Consider the following 25,766-nt stretch of genomic DNA (forward strand, 5'->3'; position numbering starts at 1 on the left):
GGCTGAGGGCGTGCGGCACAGGGAGGTGACGTCACGCCCGACCCGTCCGGCGGACGGGAAAAGCGGAGGGGCCCGCGTCAGCGGCGATTTTCACGCCGGAAAGCGGGGTTGTCAGGGGCGGCATTTGAGCCCCTGACCCGTTCACCGGTTCCGCAACCGGCATATAAAAATACCCTTAAGGTGAACGGAACCTTCGCCAACGTAACATATTTCTCCAGAACACGGCTCTGGCGCAAAAATAGCGCAACCGGCATGACCACGTACTACAACCGCCGCCCCGGGCTTCATCTGAAAAGCAACCGGGCAGAATATGATGATGCGGTGGGCTGTTCCGTTCACTTCAGGCAACTGCTTCTCTGTTAATCCACCGCGGGTGAACGGAACCTTCGCCAGCGCGGCATATTCTTTCAGAACACGGCACCGTCGCAAAAACAGAGCAACCGACATAACCACATCCTACAACCGCCCCCCGGCCTGCATCTGAAAGGCCACCGGCTGGGCGAAGCCGGATTTCAGACCGGCTGTTCCGTCAGAGTGATAATTAACCCGGGCAAAAGAGCGATCTATCCGGGGTAAACGCAATAGCCGAATTCAGGAGCGGTAAAACCTGAAAAAGGCGGTCAACAGGCAGCCCCGCTCCTGCACAATAAAAATTCAATCGCCATAACGTGCCAGCCAGACGGTTCGCCCGCCGCAATCGACGTCGCTAATCACAAAATCCACCAGCGTAAAGCCATTCTGGCTTAACAACGTCTGATACTCATAAGCCGACAGGCTGGCGTGATACAGCGGATCGCCCAGGAAGTCCCCGACAACCTCGCCCTCTTCCGGGCCAGAATTAAAAATCAACATCGCACCCGGCAGGGCATGCGCCTTAAAGCGAGGAAACATTTCACGCTGCTCCCGGGGCGTCAGGTGGAAAAAACTGTCCCAGGCGATAATGCCGTGAAAACGCCTGTCCAGCGCCAGTTCGCGCATATCGGCCAGTTGCCAGTTGTGATCGCGATAGTGAGCTCGGCACAGTCGCAGCAGCGGCTCAGAAGTGTCGATACCGGTTATCCGATAGCCGCGTTTGATAAAATAGCCACCCAGCGGACTGCCGGAGCCACAGCCCAGATCCAGCAGTTCGCCACCCGGAGAAAGCGCCCCGGAAAACCGTTCAAGCCAGCCACGCTCCGGAAACTGACGCTGCCGGATCCGATCCCACTCAATGGCATGACGCCGGTAAAATTCAATAACGGATTCTGCCGCCGGATGATGCATATGTGCCTCCTGATTCAGAACAACAAAAAGCCGATGCATTTTTTATAAAATCGTCCCACCCAAAACACAATGAGGAAACATGCTATCGACCGGCATTACCCCGCCAGCACCTTCTCTTTATCGATACCAAGCCGCTTCATACGTGAAATCAGCGTAGTGCGCTTCAGCCCCAGGCGCTGAGCCGCTCCTCTGGGCCCGGCGATAACGCCGTTAGTCTCGTTTAGCACCCGGACAATACGCTGATATTCATCCTCGCCTTCGCGCAGCGGTTCTTCTTCTGGCAGCGCCTCATGACGCCCCTGGAACGGCAGCATCATCTCCGGCAGCGAAAGTTGTAGCACATTGCCCCGGGTCAGCAGTACCGCCCGCTCAATCACGTTTTCCAGTTCGCGCACGTTACCCGGCCACTCCATCCTGCTTAACGTACGCAGGGTCTCCGCCGGAATACTGTCGATAGTGCGCTCCAGCCGCCGGGCTATTTTAAAGGTGAACGCCTTCACCAGCAGAGGGATATCCTGGGGACGTTCACGCAGCGGCGGCAAATGAATGGGGAAGACATTCAGCCGGTAATAGAGATCGCTACGAAATTCCCGGTCGGCCACCATCTGCTGCAAATCGCGATTGGTGGCGGCGATCAGCCGTACATCGGTGCAGATCACCTTATTACTGCCCAACCGCTCGAACTCCTGCTCCTGCAGCACCCGCAGCAGTTTGGGCTGTAGCTCCAGCGGCATATCGCCGACTTCATCCAGAAACAGCGAACTTTTATCCGCCAGCTCGAAGCGCCCGATATGCTGGGCGCTGGCGCCGGTAAAAGCACCGCGCTCATGGCCGAACAGATCGCTTTCCAGCAGACCGGCCGGCATGGCGGCGCAGTTTAGCTTCACCATCCGCCGCCCGTTGCGTGCGCTCTGATTATGAATGGCCCTTGCTATTAGCTCCTTGCCGGTACCGGTTTCCCCCAGAATCAGCACGGTGCTGTTGCTCTGAGCCACCATTTCTACCTGACGCATCACGTCGCGCATTACCTGGCTTTGACCGATGATTTCGCCAAAGTCGGCGGCGACGTTGTTGATCTGCTCGGTCAGCGCCAGGTTTTCATCGATTAACCGCTCTTTCAGGCGGCGGATCTCCTGATAAGCCAGCGCGTTATCCACCGCAATGGCGATACGCTCGGCAATCTGATGCAGCAGCTTCAGATTGCCGGTAGTGAAAATATGCTCCTGGCACTGGGCCAGCTTCAGCACGCCAAGGATATTGTCGCCAGACATCAGCGGCAGCAGGCACAGGGTCTGAATTTGATTGCCCCACATATCAAACAGCATACGTTCATAGGGAGCCAGGCTGTCGCGCTGATGCAAATTCAGCAGCAGCATCTTTTTGCTGTTGAACACCCGTTCCGACAGCGTACCCTGCTCATTCACCTCGCTCTGGTCGTGAACCGGGGCATCGCGATCGATATAGTGGGTGGAGTAAACCGTCAGCCGATGACGCTGGTTGGCGCGCAGCACAATGCTGATGGAATCGATACCAAAATTATTGTGAATTTCATGGGCGATTTCGCTAATCAACTCATCGAGATCCAGCTTCGACAGTACGGCGTTGGTAATGGCCACCAGCAGGCGAAAGTCATTACGTTCCCGGCACAGCAATTCATGATGCTGATTATCGCTCAAGCGGCTCTGGATCTGCTCCACCGCCAGCGCCACCACCTGAGCCAGCGATCGCAGCCGCGAACGCTCTTTTTCGCTCCAGGGGCGATCATCAGGTCGTAATATCTCGCAGCCGCCGACAATTTTTCCGCTTAAAGCCAGCGGCAACATGCCATAATAGCCAAAATCCGGATACAGGCCGCTGGCGGCCAGGGTCGGCCAGACGTCGTGAAACTCTGCGGCCGCGCAGTGTAACATTTCGGGGCGCGCCTGAATGTGGCTGACAGGGCCGCCTGCCAGCGCCAGCTCATCCACTTTAATCACGGACTCGCCGTTATCATCCACGCTGAAATAGCGCACCTGAGGGTGTTGCTCATCGGCCGCCAGAACAATGGCGGCATGGCAGGCCAGATCGGTCTGCCGCAAATGCAACATCAGCGCCTGAACGAGCGCGCAGAGATCCGGCTGCTGCAACAGCGTGCGCGTCAGATTAAAAAGCTGCTGCTCCTGGGGGTCGCCCATTGATGTAAGAGACATTGCGTTATCCAGACCTTATTGAGTGCAAAGAGCCACAGGATCCTCTATACCCTAAATCATTCGCGTTGCAGGACATATCTGCCGCAGACAGATATGAACGCGCTTTAGCTCGCCCCGAAGGGACGACGGAATATCCCCGGGAGCTATCGCCGTATTATATGAGCGAGGTGCACAAGTACCACCAACGCACATGCCGCTTGAAGTATGACGGGTATAAGTCTAACAAATTCGGGGTAGGGGTTCGGAATGCGGTAGATCAAGCGTACGCTGAACACCGTAAAATCCGGATAATCTGACCCCCCGCCGCGCCACGACCTCGCCGACAATCGCGGCGTCGCGCCCCAGCGGATGCGCCCGCAGCCGTTCCAGCAGCCTCTGCGCCTGATTGGCCGCCACGCCAATGACCAGCTTGCCTTCATTGGCAAAATTCAGCGCATCCAGCCCCAGCAATTCGCAAACGCCGCGCACTGCCGGTTTCAGGGGCAGCGCCCGTTCTTCCAGCTCAATGCCGCAGCCGCTGGCGGCGGCAAATTCGTGGGCCACGGCGTTCACGCCGCCCCGGGTGGCATCGCGCATGGCCCTGATGCCCGGCATGTCGCGCAGCGAGGAAATCAGCGGCGCCAGCAGCGCACAGTCGCTGACCAGTTCCCCTTCCAGGCCCAGTTGCTCGCGCAGATTCAAAATGGTGGCGCCGTGATCGCCCAGCGTACCGCTAACCAACAACCGGTCTCCGGGCTGGAGTCGGGCGGCGCCCCACTCCAGTCCTGCCGGAATCACGCCGATGCCGGCGGTATTGATAAACAGCTTATCGGCGGCTCCGCGGGGCACCACTTTGGTGTCACCAGTGACGATGGCAATGCCCGCCTCCCGGGCGGTGGCGGCCATGCTGCGCACCACCGACTCCAGCGTCGCCATCTCCAGCCCCTCTTCCAGAATAAAGCCGCACGAAAGCCAGCGCGGGGTGGCGCCCCCCACGGCGATATCGTTGGCCGTGCCGCACACCGCCAGTTTGCCGATATCGCCTCCCGGAAAGCTCAGCGGATCAATCACATAACTGTCGGTGGAAAAGGCCAGTCGATCACCACTTTCGTTCAGCAAATGCAGCGGAATCCGCGCCTGATCTTCCTGGGTCGCCAGCAGCGGATTATCGAAAGCCGCCATAAACAGCGTAGCGATAAGCTTCTGCATCGCCCGGCCGCCGCTACCCTGGGCCAGAGTCACTGTACTCATGCTTCCTCCTCCTGAAAGCGATACTGATACCAGGCGCTACAGGCGCCTTCCGAAGAAACCATCAGCGCGCCGAAGGCGTTATTGGGATTGCAGCGCCGTCCCAGCAGCGGACAGTCTGCGGGCTTGCAGCGCCCAGTCAGTACATCGCCGCAGCGCGCTTCGGGGGAATCGCACACCCGGCGCCTGCGCGGCTGAAAATGACGTTCGGCATCGAAGGCCTGATAGGGCGCAGTGAGATGCACTCCGGAGTCGGCGATAGTGCCCAGCCCACGCCATTCGCTTTCGCCGTTGATGGCGAACACCTCCGCCATCGCCTGGCGGGCCAGGGAATTACCGGCATCCGGTACCACCCGCCGGTACTGATTTTCCACCCGGCTGGCGCCTGCGCCGACCTGTTCCACCAGCATCATCACGCCCTGCAACAGATCGAGCGGCTCAAAGCCCGCCACCACCAGCGGTCGCCGGTACGTTTCGGCAATGAAATCATAGGCGCCGGTGCCGATAACCATGCTGACGTGCCCCGGCGCCAGGAAAGCGTCAATGCCGTTTTCCGGCCGATCCAGCAGGCTTTTTAGGGTGGGTAACAGCGTGATGTGCTGGCAGAACATAAAGAAGTTATTCACTCCCTGAAGCCGCGCCTGGCGTAGAGTGACCGCGGTGGCGGGCATAGTGGTTTCGAACCCCAGACCGAAAAACACCACCTCGCGCTGCGGATTGTCCCGGGCAAGCGCAAGGGCGTCCATCGGCGAATAGACCACCCGCACGTCGGCGCCGCGAGCTTTGGCGTCCAGCAGCGATCCCTCTTTCCCCGGCACCCGCATCGCGTCACCGAAGGTGCAAAAAATAACGCCGTCACGGCTGGCGATTTCAATGCAGGCATCAATGCGCCCCATCGGCAGCACGCAGACCGGACAGCCAGGCCCGTGGATAAATTCAATGTTGTCCGGCAGCAGCCTGTCCAGCCCAAACTTGAAGATGGCGTGAGTATGGCCGCCGCACACCTCCATAATGCGCAGTGGCCGCCGGGCGTCATGCGGCAGATGCCGGGCACGCGCGTTAAGCTGCTCAATCAGTTGCATCACCCGCTCCGGGGCGCGATATTCATCGACAAAACGCATCAGCGCACCTCCTCGCCATACAGCAACGGGCCGACATCCGGCTCCACCTCAAACATATTTTGTAGCGCTTCCAGAGTGTCGAGCGCCTCACGTTCGTCAATGACGCTCATGGCGAACCCGACGTGCACCAGTACCCACTGCCCTACCCGGGACTGGCCCGCTTCGTCCTGCGCCCCCACCAAAGTTAGATCCACCTGGCGCTGAATGCCGCAGACCTCGACCAGTGCGCCCTGGGGCGACGGAATAGCGCGAATTTGCCCCGGAACCCCTATGCACATCGCTGCGCCTCCAGCCAGGCGAGCCAGGCATCCATTCCTTCGCCGGTGGTAGCCGAGATCGGCAGAATCTCGATCTCCGGATTCACCTGACGAGCGCTGGCGATACAGGCCGCCATATCGAAGTTGAGCCAGGGCAGCAGATCGACCTTATTCAGCAGCATCAGCGAAGCGGCGGCAAACATATGCGGATATTTAAGCGGTTTGTCTTCCCCTTCAGTCACTGACAGCACCGCTACCTTATGGCGCTCGCCCAGATCAAAACTGGCGGGGCAGACCAGATTACCCACATTCTCAATAAACAGAATGCCGCCAGACAGAAGGGGCAGACGGCGACTGGCGGTCTGAATCATCTGCGCATCCAGATGGCACCCCTTACCGGTATTGACCTGAATTGCCGGAGTGCCCGTAGCGCGAATGCGTTCAGCGTCATTCAGGGTCTGCTGATCGCCTTCAATCACAGCGCAGGGAACCTGGCCCTTCAGGCGTTTAAGGGTTTCGCTAAGCAGCGTGGTTTTACCGGAGCCAGGGCTGGAAACCAGATTCAGCGCCAGCAGGCCGCTGGCGGCAAAGGCGGCGCGGTTTTCCCGGGCCAGCCGGTTGTTTTTATCCAGCACATCGAGCTCCAGCTCCAGCATACGGCGCTGCCCCATGCCCGGCGCGTGGGCACCCGCTTCACCGCAGCCATAATGCAGGTCGCCATTTTGCGCCTGGTAAGGCTGAAACGACGTCGAAGTGACGCCCGTTATTCGCATTTCCTGGCGCGGCGTCGCCGCAAAGGGCGCACGGGAATGGTGATGGCTATCGCCTTCAATATGGAGATTGCCTTCTCCACAGCCACAGGTGGTACACATAGTTAACTCCTACTCTATTTCCAGGCGCTTAATCTGCAGGCCGTCATCCGCCACGATGCGTAATTCATCGCTCAGGCAGTCAGGACAGCGCCTTACCCGGCTACTTAGCAGGGTGACGTAACGCTGGCAGCGTTGACACCAGCATTCCGCTTCCTGCTGCTCAATATTGAGCCGGCAGCCTTCGGCCAGGGTTTGGCGGCAGACCAGTTCAAAGCAGAACTCCAGCGCGCTGCGTTCCACACAGGAAAAAGCCCCAATCGACAGCCAGACGCCGGTCACCCGACGGGCACCATGGCTGCGGGCCTGCTGTTCAATCAGCTCAAGCGCGCGCTGACAAAGCGTGATTTCGTGCATAGTGCGCCTCCGGATTCGTCACTCTATCGCGTGACAAACCAGTTAATGCAACAACCATGCCACCAGGAGATCCAGACCGAATCTCCGGTGACGAAAGCTGTCGAAATGACATGTCACCAGACGGCATCAACGCGGAAAAATAAAATAAAATCATTATTTTTCAAAGTGATAAAAACTGGCACAAAAAGTGCTAATGGAAAGATATCCGTATCAGCAGGAAATCATCCATGACCCTTTCTGAATTAAGTCATAAGGCGGCGTTTATTGCCGAGCGTAACCGCCAGCTCCATAAGCAGTGGCACACCTACTGCAATACCCTGATTCAGGCCATCACCACTACCCGGCAGACGCTGCATCTGGAAATTCAGAGTTCCCCCGATGAGGGGCTGAATTTCTCGCTTTTCAACCACTTTATTCTGCAGGTGACGCGCGATACCGGCTTTAACGATCGCGAAATCCGTTACCTCCTGAGCACCCGCGACGGCGAGCATCATATCCCGCTCGCCAGCAGCCACCTGGACTGCAACGGCCTGCTCGACGGCCAGGTTCGCAACACCGATCGCCAGGCGGTGCTGGAACACTATCTGAGTCGGATTAGCTGCATTTACGACCATCTGTATCGGGCCATGCAGCAAGACGTTCCGCTGACGGTAGAGGCGCTGGCCCCGGCCCTGTCACGTCCGTCTCAGGCCTGAATCACGTCGTGTCGATGAGTGTCGAAAAATGACGCCCGCGACACCCTTTCGTCAAAAATGACTACTTCGAGGATGCTCGGGTGAACCGTTTTGTTATCGCCGATCCCAAACTCTGCATTGGCTGCCATACCTGTGAGGCCGCCTGTTCAGAGAATCATCGCCATCAGGGGCTGCAATCTATGCCGCGCCTGAAGGTAATGCTGAACCAAAAAGAGTCCGCTCCCCAACTGTGCCATCAGTGTGAGGATGCCCCCTGCGCCCAGGTGTGTCCGGTTAACGCCATCAACCGGGAGAACGGCGCAGTACAACTTAATGAAAGCCTGTGCGTAAGCTGCAAGCTGTGCGGTATCGCCTGTCCGTTCGGCGCTATTGAGTTTTCCGGCAGCCGCCCGCTGGATATACCGGCCAACGCTAACAGCCCCAAAGCGCCTCCGGCGCCGCCTATGCCCCCCAAAGTCAGTTCATTTCTGGACTGGGTGCCCGGCATTCGTGCCATCGCCGTGAAGTGCGATCTCTGCGACTTCGACCAACAGGGGCCCGCCTGTATCCGTACCTGTCCGACCAAAGCGCTGCGCATCGTCAGCAACGACGACATCGCCGACGCCAGCCGCCGTAAGCGCGAGCGGGCTATCAGCATGGATTTCGGCGCGCTGTCGGCTTTTTCCAGCCATGGGAGAAACACACAATGACGCTGGTGACTCTGATGAATAACGCGCTGCTGCTGTCCGGAGCCGGCGCCATTCTTTCCACCGCGCTGGCTTTTCATCGCACCCTGAGCGGCCTGGTCGCGGGCATCGCCGGCGCGCTGGCCTGCCTTTGCGCGCTGATCGGCGGTGTGCTCACACTGACCGGTCTGCCGCTAACGGTCGCCCTGCTTCACGGCCGCCATACGCTGATGCTGACGCCGCTAAACGCGGTCTGGCTTATCACCATCGGCCTGTGCGGCCTGTTTATCTGCCTGTATCACATTAGCTGGCAGCGCCATCCCACTACCCGTGTCACCGGGCCGCTGCTGCTTCTGGTGCTGGCGGGTGCTCTGCTGGCGGTAACGGCGGACAACCTTGTCACCCTGGTGGTCGGCGCGGAGATCGCAGCCCTTAGTGCCGTCTTCCTGACCGGTAATGCGCAGCAGGGAAAGCCGTGGTTCGTTCTGGGACGCCTGGGTACGCTACTGCTGGTACTCTGCTGCCTGCTGCTGTGGCGGCAATACGGCACGCTGAATCTGGCCGCGCTGCACCGCCTGGCGACGCTCGACGCGCCCGGTGTCTTTTCACTGCTGACAGGACTGGCAGGTTTCGGTCTGCTGGCGGGGATTATTCCTCTGCACGGCTGGGTTCCTCAGGCCCACGCCAGCGCATCCGCACCTGCCGCCGCGCTGTTTTCCGCCGTGGTGCTAAAAATCGGTATCTGGGGCGTGCTGACCCTGGCTCTGCTTGGCCCGGTTCCGCCGCTGTGGTACGCCATTGCGGTAATGGTGCTGGGGATGATCACCGCCTTTATCGGCGGACTTTACGCGCTGATGGAACACAATATTAACCGCCTGCTGGCTTACCACTCGCTGGAAAACATCGGCATTATTCTGCTGGGGCTGGGGGCAGGTCTGACCGGCTACGCCCTGCAGGCGCCCGCGCTGGCGGCGCTGGGCATCGTGGGCGGGCTCTACCACCTGTTCAACCACAGTCTGTTTAAAACCACCCTGTTTCTGGGAGCGGGCGCCATCTGGTTTCGCACCGGACACCGGGACATTGAAAAGCTGGGCGGCATCGGTAAACGAATGCCGGCTATTTCGCTGGCCATGCTGACAGGGCTGATGGCAATGGCCGCCCTGCCACCGCTAAACGGCTTTGCCGGTGAATGGGTAATCTACCAGTCCTTCTTCCGGCTCGGGGAACAGTCGCTGTGGCTGGCGCGTCTGCTCGGCCCGCTGCTGGCAGTAGGGCTGGCGATCACCGGCGCGCTGGCGGTGATGTGTATGGCGAAGGTCTACGGCGTGACCTTTCTGGGCGCGCCGCGCACCCCAGAGGCGGAACGGGCCGTCCCGGCTCCCTGGCTGATAACGCTGTGCGTCGTCACGCTGGCGCTGTGCTGCGTAGCGAGCGGCGTAGCGGCTCCCTGGCTGCTGCCGCTGCTGGGTTCCGTCATCGCCATTCCAGGCAGTGCCGCCAGCAGCGTGGTTTCCCAGCCGCTGATCGCCCTGTTGCTTATCGCCGCCCCCCTGCTGCCGTTTATCATCATGTTGCTGCTGCGGGGCGATCGCCTGCCCGCACGGCGCCGCGGCAGTGCCTGGGTATGTGGCTACGATCACGAACCCGCCATGGTGATTACCGCCCACGGCTTCGCGGCGCCGCTGAAAAGCGTCTTTGGGCCAGTCTTCGCCCTGCGCCGTACGCTCAACCCGGCCCCTCTGCTACCGCTCTGGCAACACCAGGCGCTGCCGGGTCTGTTCCGACGCCTGGCGGTGATTGAGCTGGGCATTCTGCTGGCCGTTGTGATTACCCGGAGTCTGTAACATGAATACCCTGATTTTTGCCCTGATTCAGGCGCTGGCGCTGTTCGCGCTGGCGCCGCTGTTCGCCGGGCTGAGCCGCGTTGCCCGCGCACGTCTGCACTGCCGCCGCGGCCCTGGCCTGCTCCAGGAATACCGGGATCTGTTCAAACTACTGGGGCGCCAGAGCGTGGCACCTGCCGACTCGGGCTGGGTCTTTCGCCTGACCCCCTTTGTGCTGACCGGCGTAATGCTGGCTATCGCCGCGACTCTGCCGCTGATTACGCCATACGCGCCGCTGGCCGGGACGGGGGATCTGATAACCCTGATCTACCTGTTCGCCATCGCCCGCTTCTTCTTCGCCATCGCCGGGCTGGATACCGGCAGCCCTTTCACCGGCATCGGCGCCAGCCGTGAAGCCCTGCTGGGCGTACTGGTGGAGCCCATTCTGCTGCTTGGGCTGTGGGTGGTGGCGCAGGTCGCCGGCTCCACCCATATCGACGCACTGGTCGCCACCGTGCACGCCTGGCCCGTAGCTCACAGCCTGACGTTGATGCTGGCGTGGCTTGCCTGCGCCTTCGCCACCTTTATCGAAATGGGCAAACTGCCCTTCGACCTGGCCGAAGCGGAACAGGAGCTTCAGGAAGGGCCGCTCTCGGAATACAGCGGTAGCGGCTTCGCGGTGCTGAAATGGGGCATCAGCCTGAAGCAACTGGTGGTGCTGCAAATGTTTATCAGCGTGTTTATTCCCTGGGGTCAGATGACCCATTTTACGGCTGGCGCACTCGCCGTCGCCGTTGTGCTGGCGCTCGTAAAACTGGCTCTTGGCATTCTGGTCATCGCGCTGTTTGAAAACAGCATGGCGCGCCTGCGTTTTCTGGCGACCTCCCGCATTACCTGGACCGGCTTCGGCCTGGCATTTTTAGCATTCGTCACCCTGCTGGCGGCGTGACAGAAAGAGAGCATCAATATGTCTGAACAAAAATTAGGCCAGCACTATCTGGCCGCGCTGCGCCAGGCTATGCCCGGCGCCGTACTGGACGAAGCCTGGCAGACCCGGGACCAGCTTACCCTTACCGTGCGGCTCGACCGCCTGCCCGACGTTGTGGAGTATCTCTATTATCAGCAGGGCGGCTGGCTGTCGGTGCTGTTCGGTAACGATGAACGCAAGCTGTGCGGCAATTACGCCATCTACTATGTGCTGTCGATGGAAAAAGGCGTTCGCTGCTGGATAACAGTGCGCGCCGAAGTGGACGCAAACAACCCCGAATTCCCTTCCGTCACCCCAAAAGTGCCCGCAGCGGTCTGGGGTGAGCGCGAGGTGCGCGATATGTATGGCCTGCGCCCGGTGGGGCTACCGGATGAACGCCGCCTGGTATTACCGGATGACTGGCCGGATGAACTATGGCCAATGCGCAAAGACAGCATGGACTACCGTCAGCGCCCTGCCCCTACCAGCGACCGGGAAACCTATGAGTTCATTAATGAACTGGGGGATAACAGTAATAACGTAGTGCCGATCGGCCCGCTGCACGTCACCTCCGACGAACCGGGCCACTTCCGGCTGTTCGTCGACGGCGAAACTATTATCGACGCCGACTACCGTCTGTTTTACGTCCATCGCGGCATGGAAAAGCTGGCGGAAACCCGTATGGGCTATAACGAAGTCACCTTTCTTTCCGACCGGGTCTGCGGTATCTGCGGCTTCGCCCACAGCACGGCCTATACCACCTCGGTGGAGAACGCGATGGGCATTGTGGTACCGGAACGGGCCCAGATGATCCGCGCCATTCTGCTGGAGGTGGAGCGCCTGCACAGCCACCTGCTGAATCTGGGACTGGCCTGCCACTTCGTTGGCTTCGATTCCGGCTTTATGCAGTTTTTCCGGGTGCGCGAACAGTCCATGAAAATGGCGGAGATCCTGACCGGCGCCCGTAAAACCTACGGCCTGAACCTGATAGGCGGCATCCGCCGCGACATGCTGAAGGACGATATGATCCAGACCCGCCAGTTGGCGCAGCAGATGCGGCGCGAGGTTCAGGATCTGGTGGATATCCTGCTCAGTACCCCCAATATCGAGCAGCGCACCGTTGGCATTGGTCGTCTCGACCCTCAGATAGCTCGCGACTACAGCAACGTCGGCCCGATGGTGCGCGCCAGCGGACACACCCGCGACACCCGCGCCGACCATCCATTTGTCGGCTACGGTCTGCTGCCGCTCGAAGTGTTCAGTGAACAGGACTGCGACGTGATCTCACGCCTGAAGGTGCGCATCAACGAGGTGTTCTGTTCCCTCAACATGATCGATTACGGACTGGATAACCTGCCCGCCGGGCCGCTGATGACCGAAGGCTTCACCTATATTCCCGGTCGTTTCGCCCTGGGCTTCTCTGAGGCGCCGCGCGGCGACGATATCCACTGGAGCATGACCGGCGACAACCAGAAGCTCTACCGCTGGCGCTGCCGCGCCGCCACCTACGCCAACTGGCCGACGCTGCGCTATATGCTGCGCGGCAATACGGTTTCCGATGCGCCGCTGATTATCGGCAGCCTCGATCCCTGCTACTCCTGTACTGACCGCATGACGGTGGTGGATGTCCGCAAGCGTAAGAGCCAGGTCGTGCCCTATAAGGAGATTGAGCGCTACGCCATCGAGCGTAAGAACTCGCCGCTGAAATAACACCGCGGCCCCGCCGTCGCGGGGCCTCTGGAGCAACCATGATTCCGTTTATTAAAAAAGTTCTGAAAACCGGCACCGCCACCACGCCTTATCCGCTGCAACCGGTAGAGGTGGATAAAAATTTCCGCGGCAAACCGCAGCACAATCCGGCCCAGTGCATCGGCTGCGCCGCCTGCGTAAACGCCTGTCCGTCCAACGCCCTGAGCGTGAACCTTAACGACGCTCAAAGCCAGCTCGACTGGCAGTTCAATCTTGGGCGCTGCATCTTCTGCGGCCGCTGCGAAGAGGTCTGCCCCACCGCCGCCATCGCGCTGACCACCGAATACGAGCTGGCGGTCTGGCGCAAAGCGGATTTTCTGCAACAGGCCAGCTTTGAGGTTTGCCGCTGCCGCAGCTGCCAGCGCCCCTGGGCGGTACAGAAGGAGATCGACTACGCCATCGCGCTGCTGAAACAGGGCGGCGACCAGCGCGCCGAACGGCATCGCGAAAGCTTCGAAACCTGCCCTGAATGCAAGCGCCAGCAGGGGCTTGCCCCTTGCGCGCTTATCGATTTAACCCGTGAAATGAAGGAGGCTATCTGATGAGCCAGCTCCTGGGCCCGCGTTCGGCTTCTGGTCAGCCACTCCCCATGACGGTGGACGAATCTATTGCCCGCATGAAGCAGTCGCTGCTAAAGAAAATTAAGCGTTCGGCTTATGTCTACCGGGTGGACTGCGGCGGCTGTAACGGCTGTGAAATTGAAATTTTCGCCACCCTTTCGCCGGTGTTCGATGCCGAACGTTTCGGCATTAAGGTGGTGCCGTCACCGCGCCATGCCGATATTCTGCTGTTTACCGGCGCCGTGACCCGCGCGATGCGCTCCCCGGCCCTGCGCGCGTGGGAATCGGCACCAGACCCAAAAATCTGCATCTCCTATGGCGCCTGCGGCAATAGCGGCGGCATCTTCCACGATCTCTACTGCGTATGGGGCGGCACCGATCAGATCGTACCGGTCGACGTCTATATTCCTGGCTGCCCGCCATCGCCCGCCGCCACGCTCTATGGTTTTGCCATGGCGTTAGGACTGCTGGAACAAAAAATCCACGCCCGGGAACCGGGCGAGTGCGACAATCAACCAGCCAGCTTGCTGCACCCGGAAATGGTACAGCCGCTGCGGGTGCGTATCGACCGGGCCGCGCGGCGCATGGCGGGCTACCGCTACGGCCGCCAGATAGCTAACGACTATATGCAGCGTCTGGCGGAGGGTGACGGCGCGCTGGCGGGCTGGCTGAATGAACAACAGGATCCGCGCCTTAATGAGATAGTCGCTGCGCTGAACGAGGTGGTCGAACGGGAGCGTATCCGATGAGCGGACGCGTTATCTTCAGCCAGCTAAATCGCAAATTCGTCGATGAAAGCGAAAATACGCCAGACCAGGCCCAGCAGGTTATCTACTACAGCCTGGCTATCGGCCATCATCTGGGCATTATCGACTGCCTGCAGGCGGCACTGACCTGCCCGCTGGAAGCGTATCCGGCATGGGTAGCCACGCTGCCCGCAGGCGAAGCACAGCGAAAAATGGCGGGCGTGACGCGCTTCGGTGAAATCGTTATCGACCAGAGCCACGTCGCGCTGCTGGCGCCCGCCTTCGACGCAGCGCTGGCCCGGCAAACCCCACAGCAGCAGGAATGGAGCCGCTCACTGCTGCGTCTGCTTAAGGCTATTCAACAGGAACCAGCGGTCTATCTGATGGTGAGGAGACAAAATGACTGATGTACTGCTGTGCGTGGGCAACTGCATGATGGGCGACGACGGCGCCGGCCCGCTGCTGGCGGAAATGTGCCAGACCAGCCCGCGCGGCGAATGGGTGGTCATTGACGGCGGCAGCGCACCGGAAAACGACATCGTCGCCATTCGTGAACTGCACCCGGAGCGGCTGCTGATAGTCGATGCCACCGATATGGGTCTGAATCCCGGCGAGATGCGCATTATCGACCCTGAGGATATCGCCGAGCTGTTTCTGATGACCACCCACAATATGCCGCTCAACTACCTGGTAGAGCAGCTACAGGGCGATGTGAAACAGGTTATCTTCGTGGGTATCCAGCCTGATATTGTGGGCTTCTGCTACCCGATGACCGAGCCGGTGCGCCACGCCGTGGAAGAGCTGCACCGCCGCCTGGAAAACTGGCAGGAACTGGGGGGCATCGCGCAACTTTAACCCGCAAGGCTACTCGCTTACGCTTTACTGGTATCACTGTTTTGCCGCCGCTGACTGCACGGCGGCCATTTCATTCAGCATGAAAATGGAGGCAATGATGCCCCGCGCCCCATTCCCACTCAATGACCCGCTCGCCGATACCATTAAGCCAGTCTGATATCGGCGTTATCTATCCGCCCTCCTGACGACTTGCCTCCCGTGACGATATCTCTTCGTCAAAAGTGTCAATGCCGCTCTCCCCTCAACAGCGGAATCAATAAAAAACCTTTAAATTCATGAAATTAAATAAATGGCACGCTTTATGCTTAAACAGGCCACGCATTGAGAAACCAGAGCCGGAGAATAAGATGAACCGCTTCATCATTGCCGATTCAGGCAAGTGTATTGGCTGCCACACCTGCGAGGTCGCCTGCGTGGTCGCTCACCAGCAGGATCAGGACTGCGCCGCCCTGACGCCGCAAACCTTCCTGCCCCGCATTCACGTAATCAAAGGGGTCAATATCTCTACGGCGACCCTGTGCCGCCAGTGTGAAGACGCCCCCTGCGCCCGGGTATGCCCCAACGGCGCCATCAGTCGGGACAACGATTTTGTCCACGTCCATCAGGAACGCTGCATTGGCTGCAAAACCTGCGTCGTGGCCTGCCCCTACGGCGCTATGGAAGTGGTGGTTCGCCCGGTGGTACGCAACAGCGGCAGCGGCCTGAATATTATGGCGGACAAGGCCGAGGCCAATAAGTGCGACCTGTGCCACCATCGTGCTGAAGGCCCCGCCTGTCTTGAAGCCTGTCCGACCAACGCCATTGTCTGTATCGATCGCAATCGCCTTGAGCAGCTTAATCTGGAAAAACGCCGCCGTGCGGCACTTGACGATATCAGCGCGCTGACGCGCTGATATTCCCTGCTTTCAACTCTTAACAGGTCTGTTATTGATGAAAAAAATCACCAGCGTTTGTCCGTACTGCGGTGCGGGCTGCAAACTGAAACTGGTTGTGGAAAACAACCGCATCACCCGCGTTGAATCGGCCAATGGCGTCACCAATCAGAATGAACTCTGTCTGAAGGGCTATTACGGCTGGGACTTCCTTAACGATACCCGGTTGCTGACCCCGCGCCTGAAACAGCCGATGATCCGCTACCGTAAAGGGGGGCCGCTGGAGCCGGTCACCTGGGACGAAGCCATCCGCTATACCGCAGAGCGCCTGAGCGACATTAAGGCGCGCTACGGCGGTCGGGCCATTATGACCACTGGATCGTCCCGGGGAACCGGCAACGAAACCAACTACGTGATGCAAAAGTTTGCCCGCGCGGTGCTTAACACCAATAACGTCGATTGCTGCGCCAGAGTTTGCCACGGCCCCTCGGTAGCCGGTCTTCAGCAGACCCTGGGCAACGGAGCGATGAGCAACGCCATCGCCGATATCGAAAATTCCCGATGCCTGCTGATTTTCGGCTATAACTGCGCCGACTCTCACCCCATCGTGGCGCGTCGGGTGCTGAAAGCTAAACAGCGCGGCGCCCGGATTATCGTCTGCGATCCACGCAAAATTGAAACGGCACGTATTGCCGATCTGCACCTGCAGCTCAACAACGGCAGCAATATGGCGCTGGTTAACGCCTTTATCCACGTACTGCTGGAAGAGGAGCTTTATGACAGCGCATGGGTGGCGCGCCATACCGAAGGGCTGGAGGCGCTGCGCGAAACGGTGAAAAACTACGCGCCGGAATCGGTGGAAGGGATTACCGGCGTGCCCGCTACGGCGATACGCCAGGCGATGCGCCTCTATTCCGCAGTCCCTTCCGCCACCGTAATGTGGGGGATGGGCGTCACCCAGTTCGCTCAGGCGGTGGATGTGGTCAAAGGGCTTTCCAGCCTGGCGCTGCTCACCGGCAACCTCGGCCGCGAACACGTGGGCGTTGGCCCGGTGCGTGGCCAGAACAACGTTCAGGGCGCCTGCGATATGGGCGTTTTGCCAGACAACTTCCCGGGTTATCAGCGGGTGGACAATCCCCGGGTACGAGAAAAATTCGCCGCCGCATGGGGAATCGATCCGGCCGTGATGGATGACAAAATCGGGGTACGTATTACCGAGGTTCCTCACCTGGCGCTGGAAGGAAAAATTAAGGCGTACTACATCATGGGGGAAGATCCGCTCCAGACCGAAGCCGATCTGGGCCTGGTGCGACGCGGCATCGAGGCCCTGGACCTGCTAATCGTGCAGGATATCTTTATGACCAAAACCGCCGAAAAAGCCGATGTGCTGCTACCCGCGACTTCCTGGGGCGAGCACGGCGGTATCTTTACCTGTGCCGATAGGGGCTTCCAGCGCTTTGAACAGGCGATAACCCCGCGCGACAACGTCCGCCGCGACTGGCAGATCATCAGCCAGATAGCCAGCGCTATGGGCTACCCGATGCGCTACGACAGTAATCAGCAGATCTGGGATGAAATGCGCGAACTCTGCCCGCTGTTCTACGGCGCCACCTGGGAGAAAATCGGCGAAATGGGGCATCTGCAGTGGCCCTGCCCGACCATGGAGCATCCCGGGACTCCGTGGCTGTACCAGGGCGGACGCTTCGATACCCCCAGCGGTAAAGGACAGCTTTATGCTGCGCCATGGCGGCCGCCCGCAGAGCAGCCCGATGCCGACTATCCGCTGGTGCTCTGTACCGTACGGGAGGTAGGGCACTACTCCTGTCGCTCCATGACCGGAAACTGCGCGGCTCTACAAGCCCTGGCGGACGAACCCGGCTTTGTCGCGATCCATCCTCAGGATGCCGCCCCACTGGGCATTAAAGATGGCCATCTGGTGCGGGTCGCATCAAGGCGTGGCGTAGTCTTTTCCCGGGCCCGTCTGAGCGAACGCGTCAACGTCGGCGCGGTATATATGACTTATCAGTGGTGGATAGGCGCCTGCAACGAGCTGACCCAGGACAAGCTGGATCCGGTCTCCTGTACCCCAGAAACCAAATACTGCGCCGTCAGGCTTTTGCCCATCGCCGACCAGGCGCAGGCGGAAAGCGACGTGCTTACCGCCTGGAGCGAAATGAAAGCGCGACTGCGCGCGGCGGCGGAACCGGCGACGCAGCCATAACAGACGCAAGGTTATGACTCTGACAGGAACGGAAATCCGCATACGCGGAAAAGTACAGGGGGTGGGTTTCCGCCCCTTCGTCTGGCAACTGGCCCGCCAGCTTGGCCTGCGCGGCAACGTCTGCAATGACGGCGCCGGCGTCGCTATTCGCCTGGCGGATAATCCGGCGCTGCTGCTGGCTCGTCTGCGCTGCAACTGTCCGCCGCTGGCCCGTATCGACAGCGTGGAAAGCCGCCCCTACCGCTGGCGACGGCTTCCCGGCGACTTTCAAATCATTGAGAGCGACGACGGCGCCATGACCACCCATATCGCCCCGGATGCCGCCACCTGTCCCGACTGTTTGCGCGAAATGAACGATCCCGCCGATCGCCGCTATCGCTACCCCTTCATTAACTGCACCCACTGCGGCCCGCGGCTGACCATTATCCAGGCCATGCCCTACGACCGCGCCGCCACGGCGATGGCCGGTTTTCCCCTGTGTCCCGACTGCGCCCGCGAATATCGGGATCCCGCTGACAGGCGCTTTCACGCTCAGCCGGTGGCCTGCCCCCATTGCGGCCCGCAAATACGCTGGCGCGGCGCCGACGGCAGTCATGCCGGGCGAGAAGCGGCGCTCCAGGCGGCGCTTCGCGCGCTACGAGCCGGGCTTATCGTAGCGATTAAGGGGCTGGGGGGCTTTCATCTGGCCTGCGACGCCACCAGCGAGGCGGCGGTACAGCGCCTGCGTCTGCGCAAAGGTCGCCCGGCCAAACCCCTTGCCGTGATGCTGCCCGACGCCCTGTCCGTTAGCGAACCGGTCGCAGCCCTGCTCGCCACCCCAGTAGCGCCCATCGTTCTGGAAGAAAAGCGCTTGCTGCCGACGCTGTGCGACGGCATCGCGCCCGGCCTGAATCAGGTGGGCGTCATGTTGCCCCCCACGCCGCTGCATCATCTGCTGATGCAGGAGATAAAGCGCCCGCTGGTGATGACCTCCGGTAACGCCAGTGGCCGACCGCCCGCGCTGGACAATGACCAGGCGTTAGCCGAACTGGCCGATATCGCCGACGGCTGGCTGCTGCACGACCGCGCCGTACTGCTGCGCATGGATGATTCGCTACTCCAGCGCGACGGACGAATAGTTCGCCGGGCCAGAGGCTTTGTACCGGACGCTATCGAACTGCCGCCGGGTTTCTCTGATGCGCCCCCCACCCTGTGCGTCGGCGCCGATCAAAAGAACACCCTGTGCCTGCTGCGCGATCGCCAGGCGGTACTCAGTCAGCATCTTGGCGATCTCAATGACGATACGGCGCTGTCGCAGTGGCGCCAGGCCCGGGATCGACTGTGTCAGCTTTACGACTTTACGCCTGGCTACGTGGCGGCGGACGCCCATCCTGACTATCTTAGCGTCCGGCTGGCGCAGGAGAGCGAACTGCCGCTGCTGCGGGTGGGGCATCACCATGCCCATGTCGCCGCCTGCCTGGCGGAACACCGCTGGCCGCTGGAAAGCGGCCCGGTTATCGCGCTGGCGCTGGATGGCACCGGCTGGGGCGATGGCCGCCTGTGGGGCGGCGAATGCCTGAAGGTGGATTACCGCCGCTGCCAGCATCTGGGCGGTCTGCCCGCGGTGGCGCTGCCCGGCGGCGAGCTGGCATCACGCCAGCCGTGGCGTAACCTGCTGGCGCAACTCCAGAACTGGATACCTGACTGGCAGCATCTACCAGAGGCGCGCGCGCTACTCTCTCAGCCCTGGCAACCGCTGTTGCGGGCCTGCGAACGCGGCATTAACGCGCCGCTGGCGTCGTCCGCCGGTCGGCTGTTCGATGCCGTCGCCGCCGCGCTGGGATGCGCCCCTGAACGGCTGAGTTACGAAAGCGAAGCCGCCTGCCTGCTCCAGGCGCTGGCGGAACGTCACGGCCCGGTGGCGCATCCGATCACCCTGCCCCATCGCGGTAACCAACTGGATCTGGCGACTTTCTGGCGGCAGTGGCTGAACTGGCGTGCCGCCCCCGGCGCCCGGGCCTGGGCTTTCCACGACGCGCTGGCTCGCGGACTGGCGATGCTTGCGCGCCATCACGCCCATCAGGCAGGCCTCGACACCGTGGTCTGCGTCGGTGGCGTCATCCATAACGCGCTTCTGCGCACGCGCCTGGCTTACTGGCTGGGCAGTCTGCGCTGCCTGTTTCCGGCGCAATTGCCTGCTGGCGATGGCGCCATTGCTTTTGGCCAGGCGGTAATTGCCGCCGCTCATTTTTCTTTACCACAGGATAAATCATGATGTTGACCCGACTACTGCGTCTTCCCCTTCGCGCCCGTCTGCTGCTGACGGTATTAGTGACGGCGAATCTGGCCGCCTGGGCCTGGGCTATCCAGGCCTTTCACCACAACGGCGCGCTGATGGCGGCCAGCCTGCTGGCCTGGTGTTACGGGTTACGCCACGCGGTAGACGCCGACCATATCGCCGCTATCGATAGCGCCACCCGTAAGATGATGCAGCAGGGCAGTCAGCCATGGGGCACCGGTGCCTGGTTCTCGCTGGGGCACTCCAGTATCGTGGTGCTGGCGACCCTGGCTATCGCGATTACCGCCACGGCCTTCCAGCACAATATGGTCTGGCTCCATGAGGTGGGCGGCACCATCGGCACCGCCGTGTCAGCGCTATTTTTGCTGGCCATGGCGCTGGTTAACCTGGTGATTCTGCGCAGCGTGTGGCGCGACTTCCGACGCCTGAAACGCGGCGAGTCGCTGGCCGCGAAAGGCGAAACTGACCTGCACGGCGGCGCCATGCACTGGCTGTTCCGCCCGGCCTTCCGCCTGGTGAACAAAAGCTGGCATATGTATCTGGTGGGCTTCCTGTTTGGGCTGGGCTTTGATACCGCGACGGAAATCGGCGTGCTGGGCATCTCCGCCGCTGGCGCCTCTGGCGGCATGTCCGTATGGTCAATCCTGGTCTTCCCGGCGCTGTTCACCAGCGGTATGGCCCTGGTGGATACCCTGGACAACATGATTATGGTGGGCGCCTACGGCTGGGCCTTCCATAAGCCCCAGCGCAAGCTTTACTACAACATGACCATCACCGGCAGCTCCGTGGCCGTGGCGCTGTTTATCGGCGGTCTGGAAGCGCTGGGACTGCTGATGGATAAACTGTCGCTGAGCGGCGGCGTCTGGGATCTGGTGGCAGCGCTCAACGAGCGTCTCGCCAATGCCGGATTCGTGGTCGTAGGGCTGTTCATCGTCTGGTGGCTGGTATCGGTGCTGAACTACCGCCGTAAGGGCTACGACGCCCTGATCGCACATTAATTTTCCTTGCGGCGCGCGCCCGCGCGCCGTTTTTGCTCGTCACTTCCCCCCTTTTCCGACATGTCATTTTTGTCGACGGCGGACAAAACCCCAATTTACTCATTAAATATCAATAAGTTAAAAAATGGCACAGCTTATGCATTACGAGGGGGAGACGGTGTCTGCGACACCAGGACTGTTGACCGGAGCAAAACGATGAAAAAAGTCATCACGGTTTGCCCCTACTGCGCATCGGGTTGCAAAATCAACCTGTGCGTCGATAAGGGCAAAGTCGTTAAAGCCGAGGCCGCCATGGGAGTAACCAACCAGGGCGATCTCTGTCTGAAAGGCTATTACGGCTGGGATTTTATTAACGATACCCAGATCCTGACCCCGCGCCTGAAAAGCCCAATGATTCGCCGCAGCCGCGGCGGCAAGCTGGAGGCGGTAAGCTGGGAAGAGGCACTGGACTACGTGGCGGATAAGCTCAGCGCCATTAAAGCCAAATATGGCCCGGACGCGATTATGACCACGGGCTCATCGCGCGGTACCGGCAACGAAACCAACTATGTCATGCAGAAGTTCGCGCGGGCCGTTATCGGCACCAATAACGTGGACTGCTGCGCTCGCGTCTGACACGGCCCTTCGGTTGCAGGTCTGCACCAGTCGGTCGGTAACGGCGCTATGAGCAACTCCATTGTTGGTATCGAAAATGCCAGTCTGATCTTCGTTTTCGGCTATAACCCGGCGGATTCCCACCCTATCGTGGCGAACCGCGTGATTAAAGCGAAGCAGAAAGGGGCTAAAATTATCGTCTGTGATCCGCGCAAGATCGAAACGGCGCGTATTGCCGATCTCCATCTTCAGCTGCATAACGGATCTAATATCGCGCTGCTGAACGCTATCGGCCATGTGATCCTGGAAGAGGATCTCTATGACCATGCCTTTGTGGCGTCCAGGACGGAGGGACTTGAGGAATACCGTAAGATCGTCGAGGGCTATACCCCCGAATCGGTCGAACAAATCACCGGCGTATCGGCTGCCGATATCCGTAAAGCGGCACGCATGTACGCCGCCGCAGAAAACGCCGCCATTTTGTGGGGGATGGGCGTTACCCAGTTCTACCAGGGGGTGGAAACTGTGCGTTCGCTCACAAGCCTGGCGCTGCTGACCGGCAACCTCGGCAAACCCAGCGCTGGCGTGAACCCGGTTCGTGGTCAGAATAATGTGCAGGGCGCCTGCGATATGGGGGCGCTGCCCGACACCTATCCAGGCTATCAGTACATTAACGATCCGGCCAATCGCGAGAAGTTCGCCAGGGCCTGGGGCGTGGATTCCCTGCCCGCTCATACCGGCTACCGCATCAGCGAGTTGCCGCACCGGGTCGCCCACGGCGAAGTTCGCGCCGCTTACATTATGGGGGAAGATCCGCTCCAGACCGATGCCGAGCTGTCGGCGGTACGTCAGGCGTTCGATGATCTGGAGCTGGTGATAGTTCAGGACATCTTTATGACCAAGACCGCCTCCCGGGCCGACGTGATCCTGCCGTCCACCTCCTGGGGCGAACATGAGGGGGTCTACACCGCGGCGGATCGCGGCTTCCAGCGCTTCTTTAAGGCCGTGGAGCCTAAGTGGGACCTGAAAACCGACTGGCAGATCATCAGTGAAATCGCGACCCGAATGGGTTACCCGATGCACTATGAAAACACCAGGGCTATCTGGGATGAACTGCGTCACCTGTGCCCGGATTTCTACGGCGCCACCTACGAAAAAATGGGCGAGCTGGGCTTTATTCAGTGGCCATGCGTGGATGAGTCCGAAACCGACCAGGGCACCGACTTCCTGTTTGAGGAACGTTTCAGTACTCCGAACGGCCTGGGACAGTTCTTCACCTGCGACTGGGTGCCGCCCATCGACCGTCTGACCGACGAGTACCCGATGGTACTGTCGACGGTGCGCGAAGTGGGTCACTACTCCTGTCGCTCGATGACCGGCAACTGCGCCGCGCTGGCGGCGCTGGCCGACGAGCCAGGCTATGCCCAAATCAACGCCGACGATGCCGCACGTCTTGGCATCCGCGACGAAGATCTGATCTGGGTCTGTTCACGCAAAGGCAAGGTCATCACCCGGGCCCAGGTCAGCGAACGTCCCAATAAGGGCGCGGTCTATATGACCTACCAGTGGTGGATCGGCGCCTGTAACGAACTGGTCAGCGAAAATCTGAGCCCGGTAACCAAAACGCCGGAATTCAAATACTGCGCCGTACGCGTGGAGCCCATCGCCGATCAGCGCAGCGCCGAACAGTACGTAATTGAGGAGTACAACAAGCTAAAAGCCCATCTGCGGGAATCCGCACTGGGTTAATCCCTCCTGCCGCGGTCTGCTTCTGCCAGACCGCGGTTCTTCCCTAAAACGAATTCATTTTCTGCGGATGGAGCGCGCTGAGCGCGCTGCTCAGAGCGATGCCGCCCCCCGCCAGCCAGCTATCGGGCAGAAACGAGAGCGGGAAGCGACTGTGGCGAAAGCGCATCAGACGCGCGAAGTCATGATTACGCGCCAGAAGATCGTCGCAGATAGCCTTGCCTATCCGAACGCTCTGCCCTACGCCATGTCCGTTCCATCCATGTACCGCATACAGGGGAATGGAGCCGGAGGTTCGGCTGCAAACCGGCATCCCCGAACGGGTGATATCAAACCTGCCGCTCCAGCACAGCGCGGCCCGTAGTTGCGGACTCTGGGGAAACACCGCAGTCAGGCGTCGACGAATCCGCTCAGCGGCAGCGTCGCTCCTCAACCTCCGCCCGGTTCCCAGCCCGCCAAACAGCAGGCGATCGCTACCATATGATCGGTAATAATCAATCTGCGTCCGGGTATCGTATACCGCCAGGCCACCGGGCAGCAGCGCGTGGGAGCCTTCCGGAATCGGCGTGGTTAGGGCCAGATAGGTATAGAGTGGCAGCGTGACGGCCCGGTGGGCCGGCAGTAGCGTTGGGGTGTCGGCATGAACCGCCAGTACTACCGCCCGCCGGGCCAGCAGCCGTCCGGAAGGGGTGGTGATGATATAGCCGCGCCTTTCAGGCTCAATCGACAGCGCCGGCGTATGCTCATAGGTTCTGCCACCCTGCGCCTGATAGCCCTGCCATAGCCCGTACAGCAGCTTCAGCGGCTGAATCTGTCCGCCCAGGGTATCCAGCAACGCGCCATGATAGCCATGGCCATTGATATAGCGCCTACACTCCCGGGCGTCGATTAACCGCGTGGAATCATCCCCCAGAGCGGCGCGTGCCGCGCTTTCCTGACCAAGCGCCCGCATATGACCCGGATGCACCGCCGCAGTCAGGTGCCCCGGGCGGTATTCGGCATCAATGCGATATTGTTCCATGAGCGACGCCAGCAGCCCCATGGTTTCCATGGCGGCAAAGGACCACAGCCAGCGCGCTTCATCGGCAGGAAAGGTCTGCCGAATATCCTTTGCCTTCCAGCGCGCCAGCCCCGGCACCAGTTGGCCGCCGTTGCGCCCGGATGCGCCCGCCCCCAGGGTCGCTTTTTCCAGCAGCGCGCAGTCGACACCAGACTGCGCCAGATGCAGGGCGGTGGATACGCCCAGCAGGCCTCCCCCAATAATCGCCACTTCCGTTTCTGTCTCTTCCTCCAGCGGCGCATTGCCGCAACCGGGCAGCAGATCGCAGGCGTAAACGCTGAAATCTGGCGCTGACGGCGGACGGTACGGCATTAATCCCCCTTAATCCGGAAATCATCAGGAATACTGATAAAAAAATACTAACTGACGGGCACCTGAACGGTAATGAATGGATTAAGAATAGTAAAAATGCCGGTTCGCTGCTGGAAAGCCACCAATAACCGGCACCGAGAATGATAAATAATATTGATTTATTCAAAGCCTGCCAGGTTTCAGAACGTTACGGCGCGGGTCGTTGCCAGCGCCCGGTAGCCTGGTTGGCGCTGACCGTTTCCTGTATAATAGATAGCTTGCTAACGAGCCTGATAACGAGGTGATATGCCCCTGAATAATCCCGTTTATTCTGCAACAACCCGCCCCTGTTTTTATCCCGGA

The 25,766-nt window shown here is 60.3% G+C and carries 24 protein-coding genes; 15 read left to right on the forward strand and 9 right to left on the reverse strand.

Annotated features, from left to right (window positions below):
• Positions 1–141: 141 nt before the first annotated feature.
• Complete coding sequence (locus V3W49_RS17465) at positions 142–447, reverse strand: hypothetical protein (RefSeq protein WP_500147199.1); 306 nt, start codon at positions 445–447, stop codon at positions 142–144.
• A gap of 33 nt (positions 448–480) precedes the next feature.
• Here V3W49_RS17465 and V3W49_RS17470 point away from each other — a divergent pair, with 33 nt between their 5' ends.
• Positions 481–576 carry a hypothetical protein gene (locus V3W49_RS17470; RefSeq protein WP_500147248.1) on the forward strand — a complete coding sequence of 32 codons (96 nt, stop codon included), beginning with the start codon at positions 481–483 and terminating at the stop codon, positions 574–576.
• A gap of 78 nt (positions 577–654) precedes the next feature.
• Here V3W49_RS17470 and V3W49_RS17475 read toward each other — a convergent pair whose 3' ends face one another.
• The 7 genes from V3W49_RS17475 to hypA form a co-directional block, all read right to left on the reverse strand.
• Positions 655–1,263, reverse strand: a complete 609-nt coding sequence (locus V3W49_RS17475) for a class I SAM-dependent DNA methyltransferase (RefSeq protein ID WP_500147200.1) — start codon at positions 1,261–1,263, stop codon at positions 655–657.
• A gap of 95 nt (positions 1,264–1,358) precedes the next feature.
• Positions 1,359–3,452: a formate hydrogenlyase transcriptional activator FlhA gene (gene flhA, locus V3W49_RS17480; RefSeq protein WP_500147201.1), complete on the reverse strand. Its 2,094-nt coding sequence runs from the start codon at positions 3,450–3,452 to the stop codon at positions 1,359–1,361.
• Between the two features lie 219 nt (positions 3,453–3,671).
• Complete coding sequence (hypE, locus tag V3W49_RS17485) at positions 3,672–4,682, reverse strand: hydrogenase expression/formation protein HypE (protein WP_500147203.1); 1,011 nt, start codon at positions 4,680–4,682, stop codon at positions 3,672–3,674.
• Positions 4,679–5,800 carry a hydrogenase formation protein HypD gene (gene hypD / locus V3W49_RS17490; RefSeq protein WP_500147204.1) on the reverse strand — a complete coding sequence of 374 codons (1,122 nt, stop codon included), beginning with the start codon at positions 5,798–5,800 and terminating at the stop codon, positions 4,679–4,681. The genes hypE and hypD overlap by 4 nt, the downstream gene beginning before the upstream one ends.
• On the reverse strand, positions 5,800–6,078 hold the full coding sequence (locus V3W49_RS17495; protein WP_500147206.1) for a HypC/HybG/HupF family hydrogenase formation chaperone: 279 nt from the start codon (positions 6,076–6,078) through the stop codon (positions 5,800–5,802). Before V3W49_RS17495 ends, hypD begins: the two co-directional genes overlap by 1 nt.
• Positions 6,069–6,929, reverse strand: coding sequence for a hydrogenase nickel incorporation protein HypB (gene hypB / locus V3W49_RS17500; RefSeq protein WP_500147208.1), 861 nt, complete (start codon positions 6,927–6,929; stop codon positions 6,069–6,071). Before hypB ends, V3W49_RS17495 begins: the two co-directional genes overlap by 10 nt.
• Before the next feature lie 9 nt (positions 6,930–6,938).
• Positions 6,939–7,283 carry a hydrogenase maturation nickel metallochaperone HypA gene (gene hypA, locus V3W49_RS17505; RefSeq protein ID WP_500147209.1) on the reverse strand — a complete coding sequence of 115 codons (345 nt, stop codon included), beginning with the start codon at positions 7,281–7,283 and terminating at the stop codon, positions 6,939–6,941.
• A gap of 227 nt (positions 7,284–7,510) precedes the next feature.
• Here hypA and V3W49_RS17510 point away from each other — a divergent pair, with 227 nt between their 5' ends.
• From V3W49_RS17510 to fdhF (V3W49_RS17575), 14 genes are all read left to right on the forward strand, one after another.
• A complete protein-coding gene (locus V3W49_RS17510) occupies positions 7,511–7,978 on the forward strand; it encodes a formate hydrogenlyase regulator HycA (protein ID WP_500147210.1) in 468 nt (155 codons plus the stop codon).
• A gap of 80 nt (positions 7,979–8,058) precedes the next feature.
• Complete coding sequence (locus V3W49_RS17515; RefSeq protein WP_500147211.1) at positions 8,059–8,667, forward strand: 4Fe-4S dicluster domain-containing protein; 609 nt, start codon at positions 8,059–8,061, stop codon at positions 8,665–8,667.
• Positions 8,664–10,487 (forward strand): formate hydrogenlyase subunit 3, encoded by a 1,824-nt coding sequence (hycC, locus tag V3W49_RS17520; RefSeq protein WP_500147212.1) that lies wholly within the window; start codon positions 8,664–8,666, stop codon positions 10,485–10,487. Before V3W49_RS17515 ends, hycC begins: the two co-directional genes overlap by 4 nt.
• Before the next feature lies 1 nt (position 10,488).
• Complete coding sequence (locus V3W49_RS17525) at positions 10,489–11,415, forward strand: respiratory chain complex I subunit 1 family protein (protein WP_500147213.1); 927 nt, start codon at positions 10,489–10,491, stop codon at positions 11,413–11,415.
• Between the two features lie 18 nt (positions 11,416–11,433).
• The gene (locus V3W49_RS17530) at positions 11,434–13,143 is read left to right on the forward strand and encodes a hydrogenase large subunit (RefSeq protein ID WP_500147215.1); all 1,710 of its coding nucleotides are present in this window, start codon (positions 11,434–11,436) and stop codon (positions 13,141–13,143) included.
• A 38-nt stretch (positions 13,144–13,181) separates the two neighbouring features.
• Positions 13,182–13,724 carry a formate hydrogenlyase complex iron-sulfur subunit gene (locus tag V3W49_RS17535; RefSeq protein ID WP_500147216.1) on the forward strand — a complete coding sequence of 181 codons (543 nt, stop codon included), beginning with the start codon at positions 13,182–13,184 and terminating at the stop codon, positions 13,722–13,724.
• Positions 13,724–14,491, forward strand: coding sequence for an NADH-quinone oxidoreductase subunit B family protein (locus tag V3W49_RS17540; RefSeq protein WP_500147218.1), 768 nt, complete (start codon positions 13,724–13,726; stop codon positions 14,489–14,491). Before V3W49_RS17535 ends, V3W49_RS17540 begins: the two co-directional genes overlap by 1 nt.
• On the forward strand, positions 14,488–14,895 hold the full coding sequence (locus tag V3W49_RS17545) for a formate hydrogenlyase maturation HycH family protein (protein ID WP_500147219.1): 408 nt from the start codon (positions 14,488–14,490) through the stop codon (positions 14,893–14,895). The genes V3W49_RS17540 and V3W49_RS17545 overlap by 4 nt, the downstream gene beginning before the upstream one ends.
• The gene (gene hycI, locus V3W49_RS17550; protein WP_500147220.1) at positions 14,888–15,343 is read left to right on the forward strand and encodes a hydrogenase maturation peptidase HycI; all 456 of its coding nucleotides are present in this window, start codon (positions 14,888–14,890) and stop codon (positions 15,341–15,343) included. Before V3W49_RS17545 ends, hycI begins: the two co-directional genes overlap by 8 nt.
• A 347-nt stretch (positions 15,344–15,690) precedes the next feature.
• Positions 15,691–16,236 carry an electron transport protein HydN gene (gene hydN, locus V3W49_RS17555; protein WP_500147222.1) on the forward strand — a complete coding sequence of 182 codons (546 nt, stop codon included), beginning with the start codon at positions 15,691–15,693 and terminating at the stop codon, positions 16,234–16,236.
• 37 nt (positions 16,237–16,273) lie between these two features.
• Positions 16,274–18,436 carry a formate dehydrogenase subunit alpha gene (gene fdhF, locus V3W49_RS17560; protein ID WP_500147224.1) on the forward strand — a complete coding sequence of 721 codons (2,163 nt, stop codon included), beginning with the start codon at positions 16,274–16,276 and terminating at the stop codon, positions 18,434–18,436.
• Between the two features lie 13 nt (positions 18,437–18,449).
• Positions 18,450–20,690, forward strand: a complete 2,241-nt coding sequence (gene hypF / locus V3W49_RS17565) for a carbamoyltransferase HypF (RefSeq protein WP_500147225.1) — start codon at positions 18,450–18,452, stop codon at positions 20,688–20,690.
• Entirely contained in the window at positions 20,690–21,712 is a 1,023-nt protein-coding gene (locus V3W49_RS17570) for a HoxN/HupN/NixA family nickel/cobalt transporter (RefSeq protein WP_500147250.1), read from the forward strand. The genes hypF and V3W49_RS17570 overlap by 1 nt, the downstream gene beginning before the upstream one ends.
• A gap of 195 nt (positions 21,713–21,907) precedes the next feature.
• Positions 21,908–24,055: a formate dehydrogenase subunit alpha gene (gene fdhF, locus V3W49_RS17575; RefSeq protein ID WP_500147227.1), complete on the forward strand. Its 2,148-nt coding sequence runs from the start codon at positions 21,908–21,910 to the stop codon at positions 24,053–24,055.
• A 43-nt stretch (positions 24,056–24,098) separates the two neighbouring features.
• On the opposite strand, the gene V3W49_RS17580 is transcribed toward fdhF (V3W49_RS17575), so the two are convergent.
• Positions 24,099–25,424, reverse strand: a complete 1,326-nt coding sequence (locus tag V3W49_RS17580; protein ID WP_500147228.1) for an NAD(P)/FAD-dependent oxidoreductase — start codon at positions 25,422–25,424, stop codon at positions 24,099–24,101.
• Positions 25,425–25,766 lie beyond the last annotated feature (342 nt).

Origin of the sequence: Rosenbergiella sp. YN46, from assembly GCF_036620675.1 — a bacterium.
Taxonomy (GTDB): domain Bacteria; phylum Pseudomonadota; class Gammaproteobacteria; order Enterobacterales; family Enterobacteriaceae; genus Jejubacter.